The sequence below is a fragment of the Luminiphilus sp. nBUS_07 genome, assembly GCF_051201685.1.
GTDB lineage: Bacteria > Pseudomonadota > Gammaproteobacteria > Pseudomonadales > Halieaceae > Luminiphilus.
Genome location: NZ_CP179213.1, coordinates 495,890 through 519,722 on the forward strand (window position 1 = coordinate 495,890; position 23,833 = coordinate 519,722).

Sequence of the window (23,833 nt, forward strand, 5' to 3'; positions counted from 1 at the left end):
AAATTTTACCTCTTGGACTTATTTTGAGACTGGATAAGATTGCCCCGCAAATACGGTCCCGATCACCTTAATGTCTCTCAATTTCTCATCAGGCACTGTCATTGGATCCTCGTCGAGCACCGTAAAATCAGCGATTTTTCCGGCACGGATTGAGCCCAAATCGTCCTCCATCCCTAAAATCCAGGCCGCATCAATAGTGACGCCGCGCAAGGCCTGAGCTCTTGAGAGGGCCTCACTGGCAATCCCCGGTGTGCCACCGATGGTTTCCCTGGCGCTTGCGGCCCAGATGAGCGTTAGCGGCGATAGGGGCGCCATAGGGCTGTCGGAGTGCAGCCCCGTGGGGATTCCTGCCCGCTCTAAACTTCCCAGCCTGACCATTTGCCCGGCCCGATCTTTGCCTAGCCAGTTCTCTGCGTACAACTCCGACAAAATGTAGTGGTAATAGGGGTTCGCAGAAACCAGCGCTCCCAGAGTTTTAAGCTGCCGCGTTTGGTCCTCTGTGCTGTAGGCAAAATGTTCGAGGGTCATGCGGTGGTCAGAGCGCGGCGATTCTCTCAGCAGGGTTTCCAATAAATCAATAAACCAGCCCGCCGCTGCATCGCCATTGGCATGGGCGTGTAATTGAAACCCGGCATCCCAAAAGGTCCGGGCATAGTCGTGGGTAGCCTTTCTAGGCGCCATCCAAACGCCTTCATGGCCATCGAGGTAGCCCGGCGCTCCGAACTGACTTAGACCGCTGAAGATGGCGCCGTCCAGCATGAGTTTGAAATGATTGCCGACCGTGACTCGACCAGAACTGCTCGCTTGCCAGCTTTTTACCTCGGCCAGTGCGGCTTCCGGCGGCACTTGCCGCGCCATGAAGTCTAGGATGATTGGAGTCAGGATGATGCGCGAGGGTACCGGATAGGCTTCAGCGACGGCGCGTATACCGTTTATTTCGCGTATGGGATCGCCGAAAACACCGGTCCCCATATCTAGCGCGGTGGTGACACCGCTTTGATGCATCATTTCGAGAAAATTTTGCATGCCCTTACTAAAGCGAGCGGGTTCGAAGAGAAAGCTTAATTTACCGACCACAGCTTTTAGGCCGCCCTCATAGAAGTGTCCTTTGTCCCAGTTGGCTTCAGGTGTTAACGCCGCATCCTCTGGAGTGACCCCCAGCATGTCCCAGGCCGCATCGTTACCAATAATTTCATGGAACGACCGGTGCCAAATCATCACGGGTTGGTCACCAAACCACGTATTTAAATCATCGCGCCAAACCTCGCCGTGCCACAGGGGGTGATAGCCCCAGGCGATAAAAGGTGTGCTGGGATCGTTATGCTGAGCAGCCAGTGCTTGGAGTCGATTTTTGTAAGCTTTTGGTGTGGTTGCGCCCGGGAACTCTCCCGTTGGCAGCGTCCAGTCATCAGGCGCTAAAAAGGGGAACTGCGTCAGAATGGCGGGTAAGGTCGGGTGTACATGGGGGTCAATGAATCCGGGGACGAGTATGCGACCTTCAAACCGACGGTCAATTTTCCCGCCGCGGATACGCAGGACGGGCTCCATGTCGTCGAGGGTGCCTACCGCCACAATGCGCCCGTCTTGCACGGCGACTGCAGTGGCCTCAGGCAATGCGGGCTCCATGGTGCGTATTAACGCCGCGGTGTAAATCGTGACTTCGGCTTGTACTGTGGTGAGCCAAAAACCGAGGATCAAACATAGCACTGTGCGCGATAAGGCTTTCATAGTGTTCTCAAACCGGTAACAAGTGTTGAGAGTCTCCCTCAGCGAATGGTTTTAATCCAGTCGCCAATGCGGGGTTCGCCCACGGGGTAATAGCCGTTAATCAGTCGCAGCTGATCCTCGGCATCAGGGACGCGGGCGCCGGATGCGAGGCTTTTGAGCGTGGCACCCCGGGGTACCTGAACATAGTGCAGCGTGCGGCTGGGGCCCTTTGCTTTCTCTTTGGGCAGTAAGGGTCGAAAACTCTCAATAATGACCAAGGCATCCGCGTCACTGCCTGTACCCTCAAAAAGAAAGCGGTACTTATGATCGAGCACGGCTAAACGCTTCGCACTTGCTCCGGCTGTTGCTATTGCGGTGCCGCCCTTGAGGCCAAATTGCTCAAGCTCACGTTGATCGCTTAACGCTCCAGATGCTGTGCTGGTTAAATAGTCAGCGGGTGTTACCCCTGCATCCAAGCGGGAAAGGGTGATCGCTACGGAGGCGCTACCGTCCTTTGAACTAACGGTGACATCTCTTGAACCTTGGGCTACCGACCAGCCCTCGGGGTAGCGGAAAGTGAAATCTAATTTGTTGTGATAAAACCGATTGTCCTCGGCTTGAGACTGGGCGCTGGCTCCAAAGACGAGACCTTCAACACGATTGCGGAACACGCCTGGGGCCTCAGGGTTTTCAGGCTGGTCATCAATATCGAGGGTGTTAGCTGTCTTAATCACCGTCTGCAGGCGCAGGTCATTTCGGGGGTGGCTGGCATATAAGCCGTGGTAAGTGCCTGTGGGTTTGCCGGAAGCTTTGGCCTGAACGCGTCGGTACATTTCTTGGTCTTTTAATACACCAATAACCGATAGCAAGGCGTCGGCATCGTAGCCAGAGCGGTGCATAAATTCGGCTCCCGCAGCGTCTGCCTCCAGTTCCATATCCCGTCCAAAGCCACTGACAACTTCGGCCCCGTACATTTGCGCGGCGTCATAGAGGTCACCGCTGCCGGTAAGAATGTAGGCGGTGGTGGCCAGCACGGTGGTTGTTGTTTGCTGGGTTGACCGCCGGCTGTGGTGGTTTTCTGTGATGTGGCCTATCTCATGGGCAATAACACCCGCCAGCTCAGCCTCTGTTTCAAGGTAAGCCAGCAAGCCACGATTGACATATATAAACCCACCCGGCAGGGCAAAGGCGTTGATATCCGGTGAGTCGAGCAGGGTAAACGTAAAGGTATCGTTGGGTCGGGAAGAGTTTGCGACCAAACGCTGCCCAATTGCATTGATATACGCCGCTGTTTCGGGGTCGTCATAAATGCCAATGGTGTCTATGAGGCGCTGATGCTCATCGACCGTTACTTCAGGCACTTCTACTTGCCTGCCCCCTACGGTCACTGTAGAGGAAGGCCCTCCGGTGCTGCCACAGGCGGTCATCATCAAAAGCAGGGTCAGGGATGTCAGAGTTTTCATAGGTCTGTTTTACATTTTGGCGGACAAATACTTGAGCAGTTGGTCACCCAGGCTGTCACAGGCGGTGCCTTGAACCGGGGCAATAATGGGTATCGGGACCACAACGGCGGGCATGTAGCTTTGGCCGCTGGTGTTGGCACTGATGCGTCCTACCTCAATTTCATCGGTAAAATCCCAGATCGTGGCCTCGTAGTCAGAGGCATTGCCCCAGGTACCAAAACCGAAACAGCCCGCTCCTCCGGGGCCCACCCCGCAGGTCATTGATCCTGAACTGTTGGTTTCAATTGTGGAGCCGTCGATCCAGATCATGTACTCGAGCTTCAATTCTTCAAAGCGATCGGCGACACGTTGTTGAGCAAGAAGCTTGTCAATGTCATCGGTGCGAAGCGGTGCGGTGCGAGGTTCGAACCACGGGTACATCATGTTAATAAACTCAAGTTCATGGAGTACGGAAATCGAGTTATCGCCGCGGCGAATATGGTCACCGATGCACTCAATAAAATCGAATTCGGTCTCGTAGTCGGGGGCATGCCGTCGTCCCATAATGACTACTGACGCATCACCGATTCCTTCAGTAGGCTCAAGGAATGTCATCTCATCAACGGTGGCGTTGACGCAGCCCTGAAGTATTGACGCGGCGACTAATAAACCTGCGGTTAGGCTTCTTTGCAGCATTTTAGTCATCGGTTGCCCCCGCTCTTTCCGCTTCTTCGTTGGGTGCAGGCGGCAGTCCCTCGCTCATCCAAGTGGCAATATCAGGGACTCGGGAAAAAGAAGTGGCGAAGTTGGCTCCAGCGTCACGGAGCGCCACTACAGCGGCGAGATTCACAGCTTCCTCGTCAGACTGCAAAAAAGCGGTGGGGGTTTTGCCGTAGGCCGTCAGCGTCCAGTCGGCGAAATATCGATCGGGGTTGATAGATAAGTCGCCATTCTCATTGCCATGAACGTCCTCTAAGGCCACCATTTTAAAACGGTACTTCATCCAGATCTCGTAGATCTTTACGTTGGTGTGTAGCGGGATGGTGTACTGAAGATCGGCAACCGCTGGAATGATCACTGCGTCGACCGTGTTTTGATGGGCTGCCAAAGACTCGCTGTCTTTTATCTGAACGACGCTTTCGAACATGCCATTAAATAGCGTGTTCCAGAACTCGACCTGAGCATCTCCCGTTTTAACCAGCCAGTCTGATTCAGCACGCCCCGCGGCCTCGTCAAAAATTTCGTGTTGGGCAAACTCATCGGTGTAGATCACTGCGACAGTGAGGGGTAACGGGTCCATAAGAGGTTTCGGGAAGTTGCCTTGAACAACGACCTCTCGGGCGCCGCAAGCCGTAAAAAGGAGCGCAACACCTAATGCGCCCAGTGCGCGTTGGTATTTACTAAGGCCTGAAGTTATTAAGTCCAACAAACGTGCCACCATTTTTGTAGGTCAGCTCTCGCATCAGTGTAGCAAAACGTACGCCAGTAACCTGTAACTCTGGCGGTCTTATAAATTGTACGGGAAACCCCACGCCGTGGATTCTGACGCGTCGCTCGCCGCCAAAATTTTGGGCGTTGAGACGATCAACGGTTTCAACCACGCTGCGAATGGATTCCCCGGTAAATTCGTCGCCAAAAACATAGATCGACATCTTTTTCTTGGGATCATAAAAAGTACGCACTGCAGCGGTGATACCTTCGACCGGTGAACTGTTGGAAAAAACATTCCAATTGGTGAGATTGCGCAGGATTAAGCTGCGCCTTGCGGGGGTATCAGGGATCCATTGTCCACGGTATCGAGAAAATAAGTAGTTACCCATGTCGTTGAGAACTTGTATGCCCTTGACCTCCGGGTAAATGTTAAGCGTCGCCTCCATTTCGATAAGCATTCTGTCCCAGGCGTAGGAGAACATGGAGCCGGAGGTATCGATGATGAAAATAATGTATTCGCTGTCAACGGGAATCCCACCGATCAACTGATTTTTTCGCTGACTGTTGACCCCCAATAGGCGCTTCTCTTCCTCGCTCAGCTGCTGTCGGGCTATGGCCAATTCCTGCTCAATGATGCTGTTAGAGTTGCGGGTGGTTTCAAGACTGTCATATCGCGACCGAGTGCTTGCCAAGGCACCTTGAAGAATGGCGATGCGCTCGCGGTATTCAGAGATTTGCTCTTGCTTGGCCTTGAGGTCGCGATTCAGGATGGTTGTTTCTCCCCGAATCTCAAACAGTTGCTCGGTCAGGTCAGCAACACGGCCATCGGCGACAATGGTTGAGCGTTCTAATATCTGGGGTTGCACCGTTTTTGTGATCATCAATAAGAGGATGACGGCACCAAAGCCACAGCAGATGACGTCCAAGAAGGATATGGAAAATTCTGGCGTTCCCCGGCGTGTTTTCATGGTATGCAGCGCCTCATCGGAATCATGGCCAATCCCGAGAGGGCGACATAAACGAACCACCACTCACCTGGGCCAGCTGCCAAAACTCGGAGGCAGCCATGGGGTCTCCCTCCATGGGCGCCAAAATAATATTCACGGGTACGCCCGCTGGAAGCCGCTGAACCGCCTTTCGAAATAAACTGAGCCGATCACGTCCGGAAATCGTGGTGCGGCGGGGTGGTTCGTAACTTTGAGTGGGCAGCCCGTCGGTGATGAGAAAAATATTATCGGGACCGCCGGGGAGGGTGCCAACCGCATCAAAAGCACCATGCAGGTTCGTACCCCCACTGGGGAGACGATCACGCAAGGCCTCAGTGGCCGCCTTTAACTGTGGCGCGTCTGCCACCTCCAACCATTTACCTGCAGTCTCCGAGAGAATCGGCTGGGCTTCGGTATTAAAGGCAATAATTTGATATTGGGAATTAATGGGAAGCTGAGAAGTAAGCCAGTCGACGGTGTTGAGCGCACGCTGCCATTTATCAGCTGAGCGCTGTAGCTCAGGATCCATATTGCGCAGTCGAATGACGTTTACAATCGAATCGGCCAGCATACTGGCTGAGGTATCGACAAGAATAGCAATGCGGTTACCGCCCAGGTTCAATCCCGTCAGGTACTGTCGGTTGCCATCGCCGGTGAAGTCCCGGGCACTTTGTCCCGCTTCTTCTTTGGCCGCCTCGCGAAGCTTATTCACCCGATCCTCAAGGCGATTGATTTCTGCTTTGAGGGCTTCGACATCGGTCGTATCGGTAAAGCCTTCCTCTTCTAGCGAAGCGATCAGGGCCTCGTAACGATCGAGGTCTTCGGTCACTCGAGTGGCTAGGCCTTGCGCTTCAACAATGTCGACGTCGACGCTTGCGAGGGCATTGCGCAGGGCTACCAGCCCCAACTGTCCCTGTTCAATGTCATCCTCTAGAAGGTCAATTTCTGAGAATACTTCAGCATTGAGGGTGAGGGCCTCTACTTCCATGGAGTGATCGATAATAAGAAATACCAGCACGACGGCGCCAAAGCCACAGGACATGATGTCCAGAAAGCTGAGGTTAAAGGTTGATGCTTGGCGCTTGCGCCGGGCCAATGCTCAGTCCTCTACCACAATGAGTAATCCGGTAAAGCCGGTGTCGTCGTCTAAATTATCTCCGGCCTCAAGCAACTGATTGGCCTCAGCCAACTTGGAATTAACCCGCAGATTGGCCGATGGGCTGGCTACTGTGACACTAGCCTGCGTGCGTTGCAGGACCGTGCCATTTGCCAGAGAGGCGGTGTCGCCGATCCGCTGAGCTTTAGATCCTACAAGAATATGTGTTGGTGCCGGCGCTGGCGCCGCTTCTGTCGATAAAAAGCCAGTTTCAGCAGTCTTTGCCTCGCTGTGAACAATGGGTACACGGTGGTTTAAAGCGAGCTGCTCAGGCGCCTGCAGCAGTTCAGATTGACAATTTGCTATGACGCTTGCGATTACCTCTGCCGTGGTGTTTTGGCGGGAGACAGCGAGGGTTAAGCCCGGCAGTAAGTTCAGGGGACTCTCAAGCACTACGGGTGTATCGCTAGGCAGTAGGGGTTCTAGCATTCGTCCGTAGGCTGCACCGACGCCCCTAAGGTCGTCTCGGGTGATACGTGCGGAGTAGCCGCTTATGGCTATTTGGGTCTCTGTTTGATTTTGCAGTGTTGTCAGTGCCAGAGGTAAGGCGTCGTAAAGTGACTGCTCAGCATCAGCGCTGCGCAGAGGGTCAAAGCGTGTTTGTGCCACAAAGCTTGAGGCAATAGCGGTGGCTAACCGATCTTGGAGTGCTAGCATGCCCTCTCCGGGGATAACTTGACTCGCAGTGGCAGTGACACTGTCGCCCTCAGCGCTAAACGGTGTGATCAAGGTCTGGTGCAGCTGCAACTCCACATGCAACCCACTAGACAGGCCGCTGGCAGCGCCAATCACCGCACTGCGGTGAACTAACCCTGCGATGTCAAAGGGGAGGTGCTCAACAATTCCTAGCAGTAGCGATAGAGCCTCACGGTCCATGCTGCCCGGCGCGGTTAACAGCACCGATTTTGGTTGGCTGGCTAGCTGGTGCAATTCTTGTAAATGCGCATGAACGAGGTCTGCCCCATGTCTGGCCTGCCCCAGTGGCGGCGACAGGGGTTGGGTGCTCAGCTGTGACCAATAGCGGGTGTTGACGGCGCGAGGTGTACGTCGCTGCGTTCGCATCGCAGGCAGGCCAAAGCGAAAGTGATTGCCGTCAAACCAAGCATAACCCGGTGACTCGAGGCAGGTATCAGCGTGCCAAAGTCGCAGAGTACTGTCGTGTAAATCTAATAGCGCCGTCATAGACGTGGCACTGCCAGATGACGCAGCAATTTACGGTCAATATAACGCTGGGTATTGAGTACCAATCGCTCCTGAGACAGTTGAAGCTGATGCAGGGCGAACATAATGATGATGGAGAGCACCAGTGCCACAAACGTGCTGTTGAATGCAACGCCCAGGCTTACCGTCACCCCTGAAATATCACCCTCTACAGCCTTGTAGGCCTGGCCTAATGCATCACCGATACCGCGCACTGTGCCGATAAAGCCGATCGAGGGAATGGCCCAGGAGATGTAACGCACCATTGAAAGTTCCGAGTCGAGGCGGTCGGCTTCAATATCGCACTGCTCCCGCACTGACTCGGAAACTGCGGGAATCGATTGGGTGGTTGCAAATCTTTGCAGGGCGTTCATCAGCGCTCGAGGTAGCAAAAAATCCTGCTCCTCTTCTGGTAACGCCTCGAGGATTCGAGAATATTCGCGGCTGTCCTGAGGTAACAGGCTGGTGCCGGTGGGCACCTCAATAAGGCTTTTATCGAGCATGCTCTGCTCGTCTCGGGTGCGTTTGCCTTTCATCCCCATGATGGCGAGAGCCCACAGCAACAAAATAAAACAAGCTTCTTGCTCAAGGTCTCGAATAACAATTGCCAGAGTGCGCTGAGAAACCACGTCCTCCCCAGCAGCTTGCATGGCAGCTTGCACGGCAAGCTGGGCATCTGCGGTAGGCCTGATGACGCCAATATAAATGCCGTGCACGACAATAACGGCAAGCAAGAGCGCGAAGATCTGATAGAGAAATTCATTGTTCAAACGCAGATTCATGCTGGGCTAAACCTCTTCAGATATCGACAGGAAAAGACACCGAGCTATCTTCAGAAATACGCTCGCTCGGCTCATATTTGAGACTGGGCTGGGCTGTGGCCGCATTCTCGATGGGTGGTTCAGATGTGCTTTGGTCGGCATTGATGTCATTGGTTGATGTTGGCGCGGTCTTTGATGAGGCTTCGTCTATGGGCGTCTCGGGTGCGGCCTCTTGCGCCGACAGCGGGTAACCGAGGGCGCCAACCAGCAGAGCGGTCAGCCACAGGCAGCGATGAGTGATTTGCTTTCTATTCAGCATAGCGTGCAATCCTGAATCCCAAGTCGTCTCGCCCTGAGGCGCCGTAGTCTCGGAAGGTTAATCTTAGCTCAGCCAATCGACTCAAAGCCCAGCTGGCCCCTCGTACCGTGTAGTTGTCGCCTTTGAGGGCGCCCATTGGGTCGGTTGCACTTTTGGCGTTGGCCGATGGAATGACGTAAACGTCGTGTACCCATTCAGCGACGTTGCCTCCCATATCGAATAACCCCCGGTGGTTTTTTGGGAAACTCCCCACTGGTGCAGAAACAATGTAGCCATCAGCATAGCCATTGAGGATGCGTCCTGTCACCAGTGCGGAGGTGTTGTCGGCAACGTTGACAACCGGCTGGCTGGGAGGAAAGTCATCACCCCATGCAAATTTGCGATAACTTTCACCTTCAATCCTTCCCGCGAATGACCACTCTGCCTCACTGGGCAACCGGTAGCCGGTGCTCGACGGATTGTAGCCATCGATAATGCCTTGGGTGTCTCGGTAGAATGGCGGCAAGCCTTCTTTGATGCTCAGCCAGTTGCAAAACCGTGCCGCTTGCTGCCAGCTAATTTTAACCACGGGCTGTTGCTCGCGGTTGAGGCTGTTACCTTCAATTTGCCCGCTATCATGACTCTCTAAGAACATTCGAAACTGCGCGTTAGTCGTTTCTGTCGTTGCCAAGTAAAACGCACGCTCCAAAGTGACATTGTGCAGGACCTCGTTGGAGCGCCGCCCTGGCTCCCGGCGGGAAGCCCCCATGCTGAAACTGTTTAAAGGTTCGGCCAAGGGGTCTATTAGCACCAGCGTTTGTCCCAACGCTGAAGTGATTTCGGGTGTAAGCGCCGCTTTTCGAGCTTCAGCCTCTGTTAGCAGCGTAACCACTACCACTTGCTCAAGGCCCTGCCGGGGGGTCACGCGCAGACGCTGACTGGCGTATCCCTCTAACTTAACCTCAACCCGTTGCTCTACGGCTGCCAAGTCTAGCGCTTGGTTACCGCGGCCTCTTGACCGGCCATTAATAAATAATTCGGCGTTGCCTGGAGCCAACTCAAAGGCAACGTTACCAAGTTTGGGTTTCAGCGTTGTAACCCGATTCGCAGTGGCGCCTTTTTCTAGCGAAAGGCTAAAGCTCTTTCGCGAGTAGCCTACTTTGTTGACCTGCACTCGATGTTCACGACCGGGGGCAAGCTCGACAGTCAGTGGCGTGAGACCCATAAATTCGCCGTCAATGGTGACATTGGCAGCACTTGGATTTGATTGTAAATCTAGGACGCCCGCGGCGGGTACAAGGGTTACTGACTCAAGGGTCTGATTGACACCCGCGACCACTTTTAGATCGAGGGTTGCGTCAATGTAACCCGGTGCTCGCAAACTTAATCGGTGCTCACCACTCAAGACTTCGATCACCTCACCGGAATTTGCCCTTGGTTCCTCATCTATCCAAACTGTGGCGTCTTTGGGTATCGCTAGGGCCGTGATATTGGCCCAATCAGGCTCCAAAGCTATCGACAGGGTTTGTTCGACGCCCCGCCCGGTAACCTCCAGTAACTCTTGTTGGGCTTGGTAACGCGGTAGCGTGATCTGGAGCGATGTTGGTCCGGCTTCAAGGTTTAACGCTTGCAGTGGCGTGGTGCCAATGACTTGCCCGGCAATGGCTATGCTGGCTCCAGCGGGTTCACTGAGCAGCGTGACGCGCCCCGGTAAGATAGCGGGAGTCACCAAAAGCTGTTGACTGTCGGCATCGGTAACCAAGGTCTCCTGTTGCCAGTCGCGATAGCCGGGGACCTGTACGGTGATGAGGTACCGACCGGGTCGAATCAAATAGCGCTTGCCCAAGGGCACACTGATGCCATCGATATCAATGGTTGCCGATCCTATGGCGTCTACTTGGACTTCCAATGATCGTGCGGTGAGCAAGAAAAACAGTAGGGTCGTTACAATCAGTCCAACAGCGGCCAAAATAATTTTCGGCCAGATGGGTGGGCGCTCCGGGCGCTTCCCGGGGTCCAGTGGTTGAAAGCCCGAGGGCTTAAGGGCTTCAGCACTGTCTCCTGATACCGGAGCAAAGCCTCCGGCAGTGAGGGGACGCATATCGTCATTTTGAGTCATAGGGCTTCTACTCAGATGGCCTCTACACAACGCACATCAATCTCTGCACGGCTATCCGGTTTGATGTCAAAGTTGATGCGAACATCTCTAAACCCGTTTCGCACTCCGAGGGCGGTGTAACGCCCCGGGCGTAAGGTGAGTTCCGAGTTTACAAAAGTACCCAGCCTCTTTACCCGAAGCAGGGTGACGTCGGTTTGGTCGTCAGACGTAAATCTGACGGTGACTGGCGTTTTTGCCCAAAGCAGCAGCTTTTCGAGCTCTACCACTTGCCCTTCCAATACTGGCCCCCGAGGCTCTATCGCCACGGCTTCTGCCAGAACGGTTTCCGCAGCCTGCAAGGCTCTGGCGTCAACCAACCGCTTCGAGTCTGCCAATATGCTGTTGAGAGCAGCGGCCAGTTCGGCGCGGGGCGCTGCTTTTTTCAGGCCAGCCTGGGCGTAAATGAGGGTGCTGTCGATACTGAGTGCTTCTTCGTAAGTCGCGACGGCATCGGCCCAGACTTCATTGCGTTCCTGTGCTTTGCCAGTGTTGGCCAGTTCGCGCAGCTTCGCTGCGGTCTGAGCTGCGGCGAGCTCCATCTGGGCGGATTGGGGTTCTGACGCCCCGGGACGAATTTGACCCGCCTTCTTAAAGAATTGTTCGGCGGTTTTGAAATTCTCTTCATCCAATGCCGCATAACCTTCGCTCATGGCCCTTCGAAAGCGGGCTAAAGCGTCGGCTTCTTGATATTGCGCCAACAACGCGGCAACGCGCTGGTGTTCTGGATCTTGCTTTTGAGCGGCCAACGCCGCTTCAACAGCAGCTCCCGTGTTTCCCTGCAAGGCAGATTCAGCAGCGGACTGCAGTGCAGCAGCGACGTCGGGAATTTTAGTGATGCGCTCGAGCAGAACTGGCAGCTCCGGGTCTCCGGGTTCAAGTAGCGTAAGTAATTCGTGTCCCTTTTGTGCTGTTGCAGCGTCTCCTGCCTCAATGGCTTCTAAAGCTTGGAGACGTGCTGCCTGCCCCCGCTCTGAAATACTGTCTTCAAGAACGGCGAGGCCCGCCGCCGCCTCTTGGTAAGCGGCGGCAGCTTCTACAAACAGCCGCTCTCGGTAGGCTTCGTCACCCTCCGCAGCAACTGCGAGTGCAGCTGCGTACGCTTCTGGGGCCCAACGCTCTACTGAGAATTCTTCCAGTGCTTCTTGGGCCTCCAGCACGACCTGAAGGGCATCTTGGGCCAGTTTTCGAAGTTTTTGCTGCTGCGCTTCGGCAAAGGGGCTGCGTTCTTCCCCTGGCGTATCGCCGCTGACGGTGCCGCCTGCCTGAGTGGGGGTGCCGCTTAGCGGGCTACTTTCAGTGGGAACGGGCGCTGCAAGTTTGTCGGTTGAAATCACGCTGGGTAAGACGACGAAGACCACGATGGCCGCCATGAATAAAGCGATAGCAGCGGGTATTAGCCACTTGGGTCGCCCATGCTCCGCCTCGGCCAACCCCTCCGGCGTAGCTGCTTGGGGGCTGAAAGCGGCGGCCTTCAGGGGCTGTTCATGGGAATCACTCATAGTATCGTTAACGGCGACGTCAGTCGGTTTCAGAGTTGTCAGGTGCCAGATCGGTAGCCTGATCATCGGGCATGTCCAGCGCCCCGATTTCAGTCGCGTAGATGTCGGCCATGAGCTCCCTCCATTGGCCATATTGGTCCTCAACATTGCCAGAGAGACGCACCGTTCGGTCTTCTAGCTCAATCACTCTGGGTGTGATCTCTGCCGACAAAGACTGTCCCAACTCTTCAATGGCCAGCGAATGAATACTCGATTCGGCGCGCTTTTCTAAACCGCTTTTTAGTAAGTAGGCGCCTCCCGCAATGCCAACTACCCCGGCTGTATTCGCGTAGTCACTGCTAGACCCCTGAGCGGCAATGCCAGCGATAACTGCCGCTGCACCTGCGATGAGACGTTGGTTAGCTTCACTCTGAAGCTCCCGTTGGGCCACCACCTCGTCGTAACTTAATTTGCGCCACTCTTGATAGGGCGTATACATATCTTCGGCAAAGCCGGTGTAATAGCCCTGCAGGGTGTCGACAAATATATAGTTACGCTGTCGTAAATTCCGCACGCGTTCCAGCATGGGATCATTTTCTGCGGGTAGTCTTTGGATGTTATAAATGCCGTTTTTGTCCTGAGCTAGGTAGTCCTGAAACGCGTCTTGAGCAAATGTTCTGGCAAAGCGCAGTTCCGCCACTTGCCGAATAGCGATACGTTCCTGTGCTGATGTGCGATTGAAAACGACCAACATATCGTTGGCTATTTGCCGATACACCAGCAAAAAGGGGTCGCGATCAGCGGTTGCCCGATTTTCGTAGGCATAGCGACTGGTGACTCCCTCGTAAGTTTTTTCGATCCATGGTGTCCCGCGAGCATCCGTTACTTTGACAGCCAACTCCAAGTGCTCGCCGTCACTGTGCAGTATTTTTCCAGTCACCAATAAATCCGTAAATTGACTGGTATCGGGGACCACGCGTACTGCACCCCAAGCGCCTACTTCCTCGAGGGTAGTAGTCAGTTCTCTCGCGATAAAAGTGGCTTCAGCACGGCGGATTTCCGGATAAACCCGTTCGTCGTCTTGAAGTTCGCCGATGCCAGGATCAAGAATTGCGACCCCAACATCCAACACCTGAGCATCTGGGATGGGCTGGGGGGGCTGTGCTAAGGGCGGCACCGAGGTACTTTTTACGGTTTGATTGACGCAGCCCGTTAGCATGACCGCCAACAGCAACAATATGGCCCGTGCAATCATGCCTCAGGTACCTCTAGGCCTTTGTATTTACGGTATTCATTCCAGAGTCTCTCTCTAACGTCGGAGTCGGGCTCTCGCATTGCTGCTTCGCGAAGTTGTCGTGCCACGACATCATCGTCGGCACCGTCGGGAATGTCGACTGGGGGTTTATAAATAGCAGGATTGTCGGGGGGCGCGCCACCGCCGCTGGCACCTCCCAGTCCGCCGCCAATCCCGCCGCCGTCGCCCATGGCAACATCATCTTGATAGGGCGACCGACCGGAGGTTCCCGGACCTGCAGGTTCGGGCTGTTGTGTGGTTGTTGGTTGCCTACTGCGCTCCATTTCTCGTTGGCGCTGCTGCTCTTCTAGAATTAATGCGTCGAAATCGCTGGTGCTCTGCTCGAGCTGCCGATCCAGTATAGCGACCTGCTCCATGGTGGTAAGGGTTCCATCGACCCCAGACATGCCCTCCATGCCGCCTTCGGCTCGGGTGCCTTGAGCGGCAGGACGCTGGCCATAAGTAGATCCTTGCGAATTGCCTGAGGGATTACCTTGCCCCTCGTCATCTCCCGAGGCATCCCCCGTGCCCTGAGTTTCAGACTGACCCTCTGCTTGCCCTGACGCGTCGCCATAACTTTCATCAAATGTTGGCAGTACGTCGCGCATATCCGGTAGGGCCTCTTGCCCTGGGGTATCGCCGAACCCTGGCTCAGTGGCGTTCCCTTGTGCTGCCTCCCCCGCAACGGTATCGCCGGGCATGGCGGCGTCCCCTGATCCTGAATTGTCGCCGGCAGGTTGAGGAAAGCTGTCGCTGCCGGGTTGGGTGCTACCGGCGTCCCCCGAAGGCGATGAGGCGCCCTGAGTCGGGCTCGGGGGGCTTGAGCTGGCACTGTTGCTCGAATTTGAGCTACTACTTGGGCTTGAGCTGCTGCTCGGGCTTGAACTTGAGCTGCTACTCGAGCTAGAACTTGAACTGCTACTCGAGCTAGAACTTGAACTGCTACTCGAGCTAGAACTTGAGCTGGAGCTTGAGCTAGGCGGTGGCGTTGATGCGCTAGGTGGCGAAGGCGTCGAAGGCTTGGTTGGGGTGCTTGCGCTTGGACAGCCACTGAGCAGTAAAACGGCGCTTACAACGCTGACTACCCCAATACTCTTATGAATGACTCGCTGCATCATGCCGATCTTATTCCCCTGTCTCAGTTGTCGACGCGGCGGTAACCGATGGCGCCAAACCCCGCCATGATACGGGTTCAAAGGACCAAACAAGGCCCTCTTTCTCAACCGGCATACCATCGGCGAATGGCGGTCGGAATCGCGTATTTCTCAAAGCGCGTACCAGTCGCCGTATAGCCTTCTCTTCTTCGACCTCGGGTTCTCGCAGTCGTTCCAAATTAGTAACTCTGCCCGTACCCGAAATATCAAAGCCTATGACCAGTGTGCCATCTTCTCGGGTTTCGTGTTGAGGGAGTGGGGCATTGCCTGCAAGCAATGGTAAGGCGGTGGGTTGGCTAAACAGATTGACCACCCTAGCGCTGCGCTCTTCCTCTGGTATAGCCTCAATGAGACCCAGCGCTTCACTATAATAGACCTGCGCTCGGTTGAACTTGCCAAACCACCAAGCCCAATCGCCAAGGGCAATGGTGTCGTCGATAGTTTGCTCAGCTCCCAAATTATTGATGACGTTGACCTCGAGAATTGCCTTGAGCACCGATTCTCCACGACGGTAGGAGTCATTATTGAGGGGTACCAAATTATCGTCAGCGTTACTCGATGAGCTCCTAGTCGGTGAAAAGGCTCGGTAACCTGCAAAGAGGTACTGGGTTTCCATCATGCCCGTCAGGGGGATTTTCAACGCCAGCGATCGATCCCCATAGGTGTCGATAGTTTCGTTAAGCGCCATGCGATAGAGATCCCAGCTAAGCATTAATCTTCCCGCCTGAGTTTCGGGGTCTCCAATCTCTAAAAGGTAGGCCTGCCGCTGCCACTGTGCTTGCCGCAGTAGCGCTTGAGACGAATCCGCAGGGCTCGTTAAAGCGCGGCGTTCAACGCGGTAGAGATAACGCTGGCGCTCATCGACGAGGGCGAAATCCCCCAGTGCCATGTGGCTTAAGATCTCACCCCGCAGCAGCGTCAGCTGTTCGGCGCTGTAGAGGCCTGAATTGATGCGCGCCAGTTGAACACCGCGTTTAAATACCTCCACCGCCTCCGCATGACGTTTAAGTTGCTGCAGGGTGGTGCCTAGGCCTACCAAATGCTCCGTAAGTGCCGGGGCGTAAGCGCCGCCTGCGAGCTCTGCCTGCCGAATAGCTTCGCGATATTCCTCTACCAGTCGCGACTCGGGCGCTAATACTGCCGCTGGCGTGGGAGCGCTGTCGAGTTTTCCGCTCATATCGATAACCAAAGCCGCTGCCTCGTCGGTCGCGCTGCTTTGCACGACACTGGCCTCGTTTTCGCTAACTGAGGGCTGAACCCCGTTATCGGCTTCGTTCGCCATGGTTGGGGGATTGGGGGTGCCAGTTGATGGCGCATCCTGCGTCTGCGGTACTGCTTGCGTCAGCGGTTCGGGCGACGCCGTTGAAGACAGTGCAGTAGCGTTTGATGGCTCTGCATGCGCCATAGGCGTTGCCGTTACAAACAGCGCGAGTAACAGCAGGTGTTGATATTGTGATGGCTTGGCATGCTGCAGCATGATCGTCGCCTCTTTAAGTTATGGCCTACCCCAATGATGGCGGGTGAGCTACCCATCATTAGGTGAGCGCATTGCGTCTTTGATCCGTATAATTGCTTTACGCTTCACAGCCCTTGTCGGAGCACCCCTTTAAATCTAGCAGAGAGAGTCGTTTTGGGACAATTTGAGCGCGATACCGCAGTGAGTCGTTTGTCGGACAGTCGCTGGCAGTCAGAGTTTCAGCGGGGGTGGCGCATAGGCTCCACCATGAATGGGGGCTATGTGCTGTCTGTGATCGCCCGTTCCCTGCGCGAGGCACTGCCCCACAAAGACCCTTTATCTATTAATGCTTTCTATTTAGCCCCCTGCCAGCTGGGCCCCTGTGAAATCGAGGTCGAGATCCTGCGTGAGGGGCGAGGCACTAGCTTTGGCTCCGCCAGTTTGTATCAAGAGGGTGAGCTTAAGGTTCGTGCTACTGCGGCATATACCGACAATGAGCGCTTAAACGGCGAAACTTGGTTAAATAGCGAGCCCCCAGTTGTGCCCCCCTTTTCAGAAACTGAGGGAATGAGCGCACAACATCTCGAGATTCATGACCGCATTGATATGCGGCTCATCCACGGTCAAGAAGTCTTTGAAAAAGGGATTGCTTCCAGCACGGGGGAGTTTGTCGCTTGGTTACAACACCGGGATGAAAGCCCTTGCGATACGCTGGACTTGGCCATGTTCGCCGACATTATGCCGCCCCCGCCTTTTACGTTGTTTGGCCCCTTTGGTTGGGTGCCCACAATCGAGCTCACAGTACAGTGCCGTGCCAAGCCGGCACCGGGGCCACTACTGGGGCGCATGCGCTCCCGCCATTTAACACAGTCTCTGGTCGAGTCTGATGCAGACCTTTGGGATTCCAACGGTGCTTTAGTGGCGCTGGCTAGGCAAACAATGAAGGTCAAACTCCCCGAGGGCTGGGAGACGCGACCGAAGTAAGCTCAGTAGTTGCCCTTTGGGCTATTCACCGAGCGACATGGCCTCCAGGTCTGCGCAAATCAGAGTACCCGTAGCGCCAGGGACCATCCAGTTGAATAGAATTCGTGCGTCCCAACGTCCGTCGGGTTGACTCAATGTTGTGGCCCATCCCCTCCAGAATGTTGAGGGTGTCTTGACTGATACCGGGTTCAATGAGCACCCGATCAGGCATCCATTGGTGGTGCACTCGAGGCGCTGCGGCGGCTTCGGCAATATTCATATCAAAAGCCATGGCGTTAAGAATGGTTTGCATGACGGCTGTGATAATGAGCGATCCCCCGGGGCTTCCGGTCGCAAGCCAAGGCTCGCCGTTACGAAAGACCAGAGTTGGCGTCATTGATGACAAGGGTCTGCGACCCGGTGCTACGGCATTTTTCTCACCCTGCACTAAACCGTAAGCATTGGGAAAACCGGGCCTAGCGGCAAAATCGTCCATTTCGTTATTCATCAAAATCCCTGTTCCGGGAATGGTGATGTGCGAGCCGAAACTAAAGTTTAGGGTGTAAGTGTTACTCACGACATTGCCAGCGCTGTCAGCGACCGAATAGTGGGTGGTGTCGGGGCTTTCGGGGGTGGGCATGACCCCGGGGGCGATTTCCGCAGAGGGCGTGGCAGAGTCTGAGTTTATAAGTCCTCGTCGCTTGCCTGCGTAATCTTTTGCTAACAAAAAGTCGATCGGAGCTTCCATGCGCTCAGGATCACCCAAGTGCTCGCTCCGATCGGCATAAGCCAGCTTCATCGCCTCAATTACGTGGTGTAGATACTGAGCCGAATTATGGCCCCAGGTCGCTAGAGGATAGGGCTCGAGAATGTTGAGCATTTGGATAACATGAATGCCGCCAGATGAGGGCGGGGGGGCCGAGACAATTGCGTAATCCTTGAATTGGCCGGTAACGGGGGCGCGCTCTACAGCAACGTAGTTAGCGAGATCCTCTTGGGTAATTAGCCCGTCGTTAGCAGCCATGTCCTTGGCGATTAATTCGGCCGTTGGCCCTGCATAAAAGCCATCTCGGCCATTGTCGGCGATTCGCTGCAGTGTGGCGGCGAGATCGGGTTGCTTGAAGAGACTGCCAATGGCGGGAGCCTTACCATCGTTCCCCAAAAAAATTTTCTTTGTTTCAGGATCTTGGGCCAGCCGTTCGGCACGAGCACTGATATTTTGGTGCAGTGTAATGTCCATGACGAAGCCGTTTGCGGCAAGATCGATCGCGGGCTGAATCACGGTGGCAAGGGGCAGAGTCCCATATTCTTCGAGGGCGTGAATAAGCCCCGCGACGGTTCCGGGTACACCGGAAGCTTGATGACTAAAGTAGGCGCGGCGCTTGTCGACTTTGCCCTCGGGTGTCAGGAACATGTCTCGAGTTGCCGCGGCGGGTGCCATCTCCCGGTAATCAATAAATACGTTGCGGTTTTCAGCAGCGAGATGCACCAACATAAAGCCACCGCCGCCGATATTGCCGGCTCTAGGCAAAGTCACCGCTAGCGCGAAGCCGGTGGCGACTGCAGCGTCGACAGCATTGCCGCCCTGACTGAGCATGGTTAGGCCCGCTTCACTGGCAAACCGCTCTGGGCCCACCACCATATTGCCGTCCGCGGCCATGGGTACAAAGCGACTACGAAAATCGATCAAGGGTGCCTCGCTGGAGACCACCTCGGCTGACTGGATTTCTGCGGTGCCTAAAAATAGCAGGGTGCTCAATGCGGCAATTTTGAATCGGTCAAACATCGGGACAGTCCATTTTTGGGGGCAAAAAAAGTTAACGCGTAATTTCTGTGAAAACCAGTCTTATCTATCTCGCTCATCAAGCGCGTTACACTGTATCTGGTAGAGCTAAACGAGTGTACCTGAACATGAACTACGAAGAACATCGGCGCAACTATGTGTTAGGCGGTTTACGTCGCGAAAACCTAACCGACGACCCGTTTGAGCTGTTTGAAAAATGGCAGGCTCAGGCGATTGCGGCCGAGCTAAAGGACCCCACGGCGGTTTCCCTGGCGACGCAGGAGCCCGCGGGCAACCTGTGGCAAAGAATCGTGCTTTTGAAGGGCGTCAGTGAAGGTGGTTTCGTTTTTTTCACCAATTATGAAAGCAACAAAGCGCGCGCCCTAGCCGATGATCATCGAGGTGCGATGCTATTTCCCTGGCACGAGCTTGACCGGCAAGTCTCTGCGAGTGGATTCATCAAAAAAATAAGCAATGAAGAAAGCGACCGGTACTTTGCGAGTCGGCCTCGTGCAAGTCAGTTGGGCGCTTGGGCCTCCAGTCAAAGCCAGCCCGTTGTTGACCGTGACACGCTGATAAACCAGTATCAGTCGGTTGAGCAGCGTTTTGGTAACGACCTTATTCCGCGCCCCCCTCATTGGGGTGGGTACCGATTGGTCCCTGAGCAAATTGAATTTTGGCAGGGAGGCGAGCACCGTTTACACGACCGCTTCCGGTACGAGCATACGGGCAGCGGCTGGAGCATTCAGCGTCTGCAGCCCTGACCTAGGGGTTATGGAGTTGGCTTCTATGATCGGGTGCGATATTTGGGTTCAGGCTTGGCGGGCGAAATAATGGGGGAGCGGTGGCAGTTCTAGAAGGTGTCTGCGCATAAGGTCAAGACAGGCGGCGGCGATAATATTTTGAAACAACGTTCGTGAGCCCGAGACCACCGTCATATGGGTGCGCAGATCCTCTTCAGTTCCCCAGGCAATCCAGACAGTGCCTACAGGCTTATCCTCGGTACCTCCTCCCGGACCGGCGATACCCGATACGGCGACGCCTATGTTAGCCCCTGAGCGTTGCAGTGCGCCCAGTAACATTTCTTTGACCACGGCCTCACTAACGGCGCCATGCTCTTTCAAAGTGGTTGGGGCAACCCCTAACTGATCGCGCTTTGCCTCATTGGCATAGGTAACAAAGCCGGTACCCAATACGGCGGATGACCCGGGTTCTCTGACCATCATTGACGCGATCAAACCGCCGGTGCAGGACTCGGCGCTGGTCATAGTTTTGCCCTGGTCTCGGAGAGCAGACTGTAGCTTCTCGGCCAGCCGTGCACTTCCTGTGCCCAGTATGTGATCACCAAAATCTTCCTCAAGGAGCGCTAGGGCGGCCTTTTGTGCAGGCAACTTTGCAGCACTGGGGACACTGAGCTTGAGTTCGAGCTGTGGCATGCCAGCTCGAAACCCCAAGGTGACGTCACTGGGCCAGCGGTCAGCGTATTTTTTGATGCGCTCCTCGACCGAGGACTCGCCAATACCAAAGGTCTGTAGACGAAGGATTTGACGGGCTTCACCCCCAATACGAGCCTTAAGGTGTGAGGTTAGCGCCGGCAACATGGCTTCCAACTCACTGGGCACCCCCGGTGTGGTGAGGACTAAACAGTCGTTGATGTCGATGGCGAATCCCAAGGCACTGCCCGAGGGGTTGTGAATGAGCTCGCAGCCCTCTGGTAAAAAGGCTTGTTTAAGATTTGCTGGATTGGGTGCAATTCGTCGTCGCGCGCACCAGTCCTCTACGTGGGCAAGGGCGTCAGGATCTTCAATAAGTTCAACGCCACTGAGAGCAGCGATGACCTCGCTCGTTAAGTCGTCGCGTGTAGGCCCCAGACCGCCGTTGACTATGACCGCGGGGTAGTCAGCGGTGAGGCGGGCGAGTGCGCTTTGCAACAATGTCGGATCATCGCCAACGGTGCATTTTTCGCCGACCTCAAGGCCGTGCTCACCCAGCCGGATGGCGATCATGGCGGAATTACTGTCCACGGTGTCGCCGGACATGAGTTCGTTGCCAGTAAGCAGTAAGGCAATGCTGGGTGTATCCATAGTGATGTCTCCTTAAGGGCTCAAGGATAACCTGCTGAGCCTGTGAAACCCACGAACTATCACGGGCTCTTAAGGCCGAAATGCGATAGATCGTCTACACTACCGCCCATAGATTTTTTTACTTTGGAGTACCCATGCATCGCGTAGTTTTTAATCAGAAAGGGGGGGTGGGTAAAACCTCGATTACCTGCAATCTAGCGGCCATCAGCGCCAGTCAAGGCCTGCGGACCCTGGTTATAGATCTCGATGTACAGGGGAACTCTACCCACTACCTGATTGGCTCTGTCGATGCAGAGCAGTACCCGGCTGAGGCTCAGGGTGTGGCGGGTTTGTTTAAACAAACCGTGGGATCGCGCAATATGCGCAAAAACCCAGATTCCTTTGTTTGGGAGACGCCCTTTGAGAACCTGTTCCTGCTGCCCTCAAGCCCATATCTCGCCGAGATAGAGAAAGAACTGGAGGCGCGTTACAAGATTTATAAATTGCGAGACGCTCTGAACAAACTTGACGAAGAGTACGATCGCATTTACATCGACACCCCACCCAACTTCAATTTTTATTCAAAGTCAGCGCTAATCGCTGCTCATCGGGTACTGGTTCCCTTTGATTGTGATTCCTTTGCCCGTCAGAGCCTTTACGAATTGATGTTGAACATTGAAGAGCTGCAGGAAGATCACAATCCCGAGCTTACGTTGGAGGGCATTGTGATTAATCAGTTTAATGGCCAAGCGCGACTCCCTGGAGAACTGGTGGCCGAACTGCAGTCTGAGGGTTTCCCCGTCATCGACAGTTTCCTCAGCAGTTCGGTCAAGATGCGGGAGTCCCATCATGAAATGCGGCCCCTCGTTCACCTTGCACCCAGCCACAAACTCACCCAGTCCTATATTGCGCTTCATCAAGCCCTTGAAAAGGGGGTCAAAAAGCGCCGTCGGGGCTGACTACTGGCGGGCTCTTCTGACCAAACAGCTAAGCGGTAGGGCGTGACGCATGCAGCGCGTTGGCGGAACCCTTAACCGATTCGGGGGCACAAGTTAATAACTTGACGGTGACCGGTGGGTTCCTTGGGCACCGACTGGTGTTAAAAGTCGGCGTGTCCCGGAGTGCGGGGAAAGGGAATGACGTCGCGAACGTTTTCCATGCCCGTGATGTAGGCCAGTAATCGCTCAAAGCCTAAACCAAAGCCGGCGTGAGGTACGGTGCCATACCGGCGCAGATCTCGGTACCACCACAAGTCTTCAAGGACAGCTTTATCCATGCGGCCCTCCAACACATCTAAACGCTCTTCCCGTTGGCTGCCACCAATGATTTCACCGATACCCGGAGCCAATACATCCATTGCCGCTACGGTCTTGCCATCGTCATTGAGTCGCATGTAAAACGCTTTAATATCACTGGGGTAGTCGGTGACAACAATGGGCTTACCTACATGCTTCTCCGCGAGGTAACGCTCGTGTTCTGAGGCCATGTCAACGCCCCAGTGCACCGGAAATTCAAAAGATTCACCACAATTTTCGAGAATGGTGATCGCTTCTGAATAGCTCATTCGCTCGAAGTTTGAATCGACAATACCCTGAAGGCGCTGCAGTACCGTTTTATCAATTCGCTGTTGGAAAAAAGCCATGTCATCGGCGCAGTGTTCCAGCACTTCAGCAATAACATGACGCAGCAAACCCTCTGCGAGAGCAGCATTGTCGTCGAGATCAGCAAAAGCGATCTCTGGTTCTACCATCCAAAACTCCGCAAGGTGCCGCGTGGTATTTGAGTTTTCGGCTCTAAATGTTGGGCCAAAGGTATAAACCCGAGACATCGATAAGCAGTGTGATTCAACCGCGAGCTGGCCAGAAACCGTTAGAAAGGCCTCGCTGCCGAAAAAGTCCTGACTGTGATCGACGCTACCATCGGGGTTGCGGGGCAGATTGGCGTAATCCAATGTGCTAACTCGAAAGAGCTCTCCGGCGCCTTCGCAATCGCTCGCCGTAATGATGGGCGTATTGACCCAGTAGAAGTCTTGGCGATGAAAATATTCATGTATGGCTCTCGCCAAGACATGTCTGACCCGCGTTATGGCGCCAAAAGTATTGGTGCGAGTTCGTAAATGCGCCTGTGTCCGAAGATATTCAAAAGTGTGTCTCTTTTTGGCAATAGGGTAACTCTCAGGGTCATCAACCCACCCCACAACGGTAACCGCCGTCGCTTGAATCTCTACGGCTTGCCCTTTGCCCTCAGAAACTACTAACTCCCCGGAGACCTCAACCGCGCATCCTGTGGCAAGCAGCAAAACCTCCTGGTCATAGTTCGACAGGGTGTTAGGGACCACCGCTTGAATGGGGTCGAAGCACGTGCCGTCGTGGATCGCGAGAAATGAGATGCCTGCCTTAGAATCGCGCTTGCTGCGTAGCCAACCTTTAACCGTCACTGACTGGCCGATAAAGTCGGAGTCAGAAAATAAAGATTTTATGGGTAACCATGCGCTCATCTTGAG

The 23,833-nt window shown here is 54.7% G+C and carries 21 protein-coding genes; 4 read left to right on the plus strand and 17 right to left on the minus strand.

Annotated features, from left to right (window positions below; translation table 11 throughout):
• Positions 1–18 precede the first annotated feature (18 nt).
• Genes ACMAZB_RS02200 through ACMAZB_RS02260 form a run of 13 tightly spaced genes read right to left on the minus strand, consistent with a single transcriptional unit; the run spans position 19 to position 14,612 of the window.
• Positions 19–1,728, minus strand: coding sequence for an amidohydrolase (locus tag ACMAZB_RS02200; RefSeq protein ID WP_435219200.1), 1,710 nt, complete (start codon positions 1,726–1,728; stop codon positions 19–21).
• Positions 1,729–1,766: 38 nt separating this feature from the next.
• On the minus strand, positions 1,767–3,170 hold the full coding sequence (locus ACMAZB_RS02205) for a M48 family metalloprotease (protein ID WP_435219202.1): 1,404 nt from the start codon (positions 3,168–3,170) through the stop codon (positions 1,767–1,769).
• Between the two features lie 9 nt (positions 3,171–3,179).
• The gene (locus ACMAZB_RS02210; protein ID WP_435219204.1) at positions 3,180–3,854 is read right to left on the minus strand and encodes a hypothetical protein; all 675 of its coding nucleotides are present in this window, start codon (positions 3,852–3,854) and stop codon (positions 3,180–3,182) included.
• Positions 3,847–4,587: a hypothetical protein gene (locus ACMAZB_RS02215; protein ID WP_435220117.1), complete on the minus strand. Its 741-nt coding sequence runs from the start codon at positions 4,585–4,587 to the stop codon at positions 3,847–3,849. The genes ACMAZB_RS02210 and ACMAZB_RS02215 overlap by 8 nt, the downstream gene beginning before the upstream one ends.
• Positions 4,550–5,548, minus strand: a complete 999-nt coding sequence (locus tag ACMAZB_RS02220; protein ID WP_435219205.1) for a VWA domain-containing protein — start codon at positions 5,546–5,548, stop codon at positions 4,550–4,552. Before ACMAZB_RS02220 ends, ACMAZB_RS02215 begins: the two co-directional genes overlap by 38 nt.
• A gap of 22 nt (positions 5,549–5,570) precedes the next feature.
• Positions 5,571–6,662, minus strand: a complete 1,092-nt coding sequence (locus ACMAZB_RS02225) for a VWA domain-containing protein (protein WP_435219207.1) — start codon at positions 6,660–6,662, stop codon at positions 5,571–5,573.
• Between the two features lie 3 nt (positions 6,663–6,665).
• Positions 6,666–7,904, minus strand: a complete 1,239-nt coding sequence (locus ACMAZB_RS02230) for a hypothetical protein (RefSeq protein WP_435219209.1) — start codon at positions 7,902–7,904, stop codon at positions 6,666–6,668.
• Positions 7,901–8,704 (minus strand): MotA/TolQ/ExbB proton channel family protein, encoded by an 804-nt coding sequence (locus ACMAZB_RS02235; protein WP_435214062.1) that lies wholly within the window; start codon positions 8,702–8,704, stop codon positions 7,901–7,903. The genes ACMAZB_RS02230 and ACMAZB_RS02235 overlap by 4 nt, the downstream gene beginning before the upstream one ends.
• A 16-nt stretch (positions 8,705–8,720) precedes the next feature.
• Positions 8,721–9,002, minus strand: coding sequence for a hypothetical protein (locus tag ACMAZB_RS02240; RefSeq protein WP_435219211.1), 282 nt, complete (start codon positions 9,000–9,002; stop codon positions 8,721–8,723).
• Complete coding sequence (locus tag ACMAZB_RS02245) at positions 8,992–11,100, minus strand: SUMF1/EgtB/PvdO family nonheme iron enzyme (protein WP_435219213.1); 2,109 nt, start codon at positions 11,098–11,100, stop codon at positions 8,992–8,994. Before ACMAZB_RS02245 ends, ACMAZB_RS02240 begins: the two co-directional genes overlap by 11 nt.
• 11 nt (positions 11,101–11,111) lie before the next feature.
• Positions 11,112–12,704, minus strand: coding sequence for a hypothetical protein (locus tag ACMAZB_RS02250; protein ID WP_435219215.1), 1,593 nt, complete (start codon positions 12,702–12,704; stop codon positions 11,112–11,114).
• Positions 12,658–13,872, minus strand: coding sequence for a hypothetical protein (locus tag ACMAZB_RS02255; RefSeq protein WP_435214069.1), 1,215 nt, complete (start codon positions 13,870–13,872; stop codon positions 12,658–12,660). Before ACMAZB_RS02255 ends, ACMAZB_RS02250 begins: the two co-directional genes overlap by 47 nt.
• Entirely contained in the window at positions 13,869–14,612 is a 744-nt protein-coding gene (locus tag ACMAZB_RS02260) for a hypothetical protein (protein WP_435219217.1), read from the minus strand. Before ACMAZB_RS02260 ends, ACMAZB_RS02255 begins: the two co-directional genes overlap by 4 nt.
• Positions 14,613–14,745: 133 nt before the next feature.
• On the opposite strand from ACMAZB_RS02260, the gene ACMAZB_RS02265 reads away from it, so the two are divergent.
• Positions 14,746–15,012 (plus strand): hypothetical protein, encoded by a 267-nt coding sequence (locus ACMAZB_RS02265; RefSeq protein ID WP_435219219.1) that lies wholly within the window; start codon positions 14,746–14,748, stop codon positions 15,010–15,012.
• A gap of 24 nt (positions 15,013–15,036) precedes the next feature.
• On the opposite strand, the gene ACMAZB_RS02270 is transcribed toward ACMAZB_RS02265, so the two are convergent.
• The gene (locus ACMAZB_RS02270) at positions 15,037–16,542 is read right to left on the minus strand and encodes a hypothetical protein (protein ID WP_435219220.1); all 1,506 of its coding nucleotides are present in this window, start codon (positions 16,540–16,542) and stop codon (positions 15,037–15,039) included.
• Positions 16,543–16,695: 153 nt separating this feature from the next.
• On the opposite strand from ACMAZB_RS02270, the gene ACMAZB_RS02275 reads away from it, so the two are divergent.
• Positions 16,696–17,505: a thioesterase family protein gene (locus ACMAZB_RS02275; RefSeq protein ID WP_435219222.1), complete on the plus strand. Its 810-nt coding sequence runs from the start codon at positions 16,696–16,698 to the stop codon at positions 17,503–17,505.
• Between the two features lie 25 nt (positions 17,506–17,530).
• On the opposite strand, the gene ggt is transcribed toward ACMAZB_RS02275, so the two are convergent.
• A complete protein-coding gene (ggt, locus tag ACMAZB_RS02280) occupies positions 17,531–19,270 on the minus strand; it encodes a gamma-glutamyltransferase (protein ID WP_435219223.1) in 1,740 nt (579 codons plus the stop codon).
• A gap of 125 nt (positions 19,271–19,395) precedes the next feature.
• Here ggt and pdxH point away from each other — a divergent pair, with 125 nt between their 5' ends.
• Positions 19,396–20,031 (plus strand): pyridoxamine 5'-phosphate oxidase, encoded by a 636-nt coding sequence (gene pdxH, locus ACMAZB_RS02285; RefSeq protein WP_435219225.1) that lies wholly within the window; start codon positions 19,396–19,398, stop codon positions 20,029–20,031.
• 48 nt (positions 20,032–20,079) lie between these two features.
• On the opposite strand, the gene ACMAZB_RS02290 is transcribed toward pdxH, so the two are convergent.
• Positions 20,080–21,351 carry a CinA family nicotinamide mononucleotide deamidase-related protein gene (locus tag ACMAZB_RS02290; RefSeq protein WP_435219227.1) on the minus strand — a complete coding sequence of 424 codons (1,272 nt, stop codon included), beginning with the start codon at positions 21,349–21,351 and terminating at the stop codon, positions 20,080–20,082.
• A gap of 134 nt (positions 21,352–21,485) precedes the next feature.
• Here ACMAZB_RS02290 and ACMAZB_RS02295 point away from each other — a divergent pair, with 134 nt between their 5' ends.
• On the plus strand, positions 21,486–22,289 hold the full coding sequence (locus ACMAZB_RS02295; RefSeq protein ID WP_435214083.1) for a ParA family protein: 804 nt from the start codon (positions 21,486–21,488) through the stop codon (positions 22,287–22,289).
• Positions 22,290–22,429: 140 nt separating this feature from the next.
• Here ACMAZB_RS02295 and asnS read toward each other — a convergent pair whose 3' ends face one another.
• Positions 22,430–23,827, minus strand: a complete 1,398-nt coding sequence (asnS, locus tag ACMAZB_RS02300; RefSeq protein ID WP_435219229.1) for an asparagine--tRNA ligase — start codon at positions 23,825–23,827, stop codon at positions 22,430–22,432.
• Positions 23,828–23,833 lie beyond the last annotated feature (6 nt).

Bases quoted from the DNA above. Each gene is read 5' to 3' on its own strand.
- ACMAZB_RS02290 (WP_435219227.1), bottom strand. From the start codon at position 21,351: ATGGATACACCCAGCATTGCCTTACTGCTTACTGGCAACGAACTCATG.
- ggt (WP_435219223.1), bottom strand. From the start codon at position 19,270: ATGTTTGACCGATTCAAAATTGCCGCATTGAGCACCCTGCTATTTTTA.
- ACMAZB_RS02235 (WP_435214062.1), bottom strand. From the start codon at position 8,704: ATGAATCTGCGTTTGAACAATGAATTTCTCTATCAGATCTTCGCGCTC.
- ACMAZB_RS02260 (WP_435219217.1), bottom strand. From the start codon at position 14,612: ATGCCCGGCGATACCGTTGCGGGGGAGGCAGCACAAGGGAACGCCACT.
- ACMAZB_RS02250 (WP_435219215.1), bottom strand. From the start codon at position 12,704: ATGATCAGGCTACCGATCTGGCACCTGACAACTCTGAAACCGACTGAC.
- ACMAZB_RS02255 (WP_435214069.1), bottom strand. From the start codon at position 13,872: ATGATTGCACGGGCCATATTGTTGCTGTTGGCGGTCATGCTAACGGGC.
- ACMAZB_RS02295 (WP_435214083.1), top strand. From the start codon at position 21,486: ATGCATCGCGTAGTTTTTAATCAGAAAGGGGGGGTGGGTAAAACCTCG.
- pdxH (WP_435219225.1), top strand. From the start codon at position 19,396: ATGAACTACGAAGAACATCGGCGCAACTATGTGTTAGGCGGTTTACGT.
- ACMAZB_RS02230 (WP_435219209.1), bottom strand. From the start codon at position 7,904: ATGACGGCGCTATTAGATTTACACGACAGTACTCTGCGACTTTGGCAC.
- ACMAZB_RS02205 (WP_435219202.1), bottom strand. From the start codon at position 3,170: ATGAAAACTCTGACATCCCTGACCCTGCTTTTGATGATGACCGCCTGT.
- ACMAZB_RS02200 (WP_435219200.1), bottom strand. From the start codon at position 1,728: ATGAAAGCCTTATCGCGCACAGTGCTATGTTTGATCCTCGGTTTTTGG.
- ACMAZB_RS02245 (WP_435219213.1), bottom strand. From the start codon at position 11,100: ATGACTCAAAATGACGATATGCGTCCCCTCACTGCCGGAGGCTTTGCT.
- ACMAZB_RS02270 (WP_435219220.1), bottom strand. From the start codon at position 16,542: ATGCTGCAGCATGCCAAGCCATCACAATATCAACACCTGCTGTTACTC.
- ACMAZB_RS02210 (WP_435219204.1), bottom strand. From the start codon at position 3,854: ATGACTAAAATGCTGCAAAGAAGCCTAACCGCAGGTTTATTAGTCGCC.
- ACMAZB_RS02240 (WP_435219211.1), bottom strand. From the start codon at position 9,002: ATGCTGAATAGAAAGCAAATCACTCATCGCTGCCTGTGGCTGACCGCT.
- ACMAZB_RS02220 (WP_435219205.1), bottom strand. From the start codon at position 5,548: ATGAAAACACGCCGGGGAACGCCAGAATTTTCCATATCCTTCTTGGAC.
- asnS (WP_435219229.1), bottom strand. From the start codon at position 23,827: ATGAGCGCATGGTTACCCATAAAATCTTTATTTTCTGACTCCGACTTT.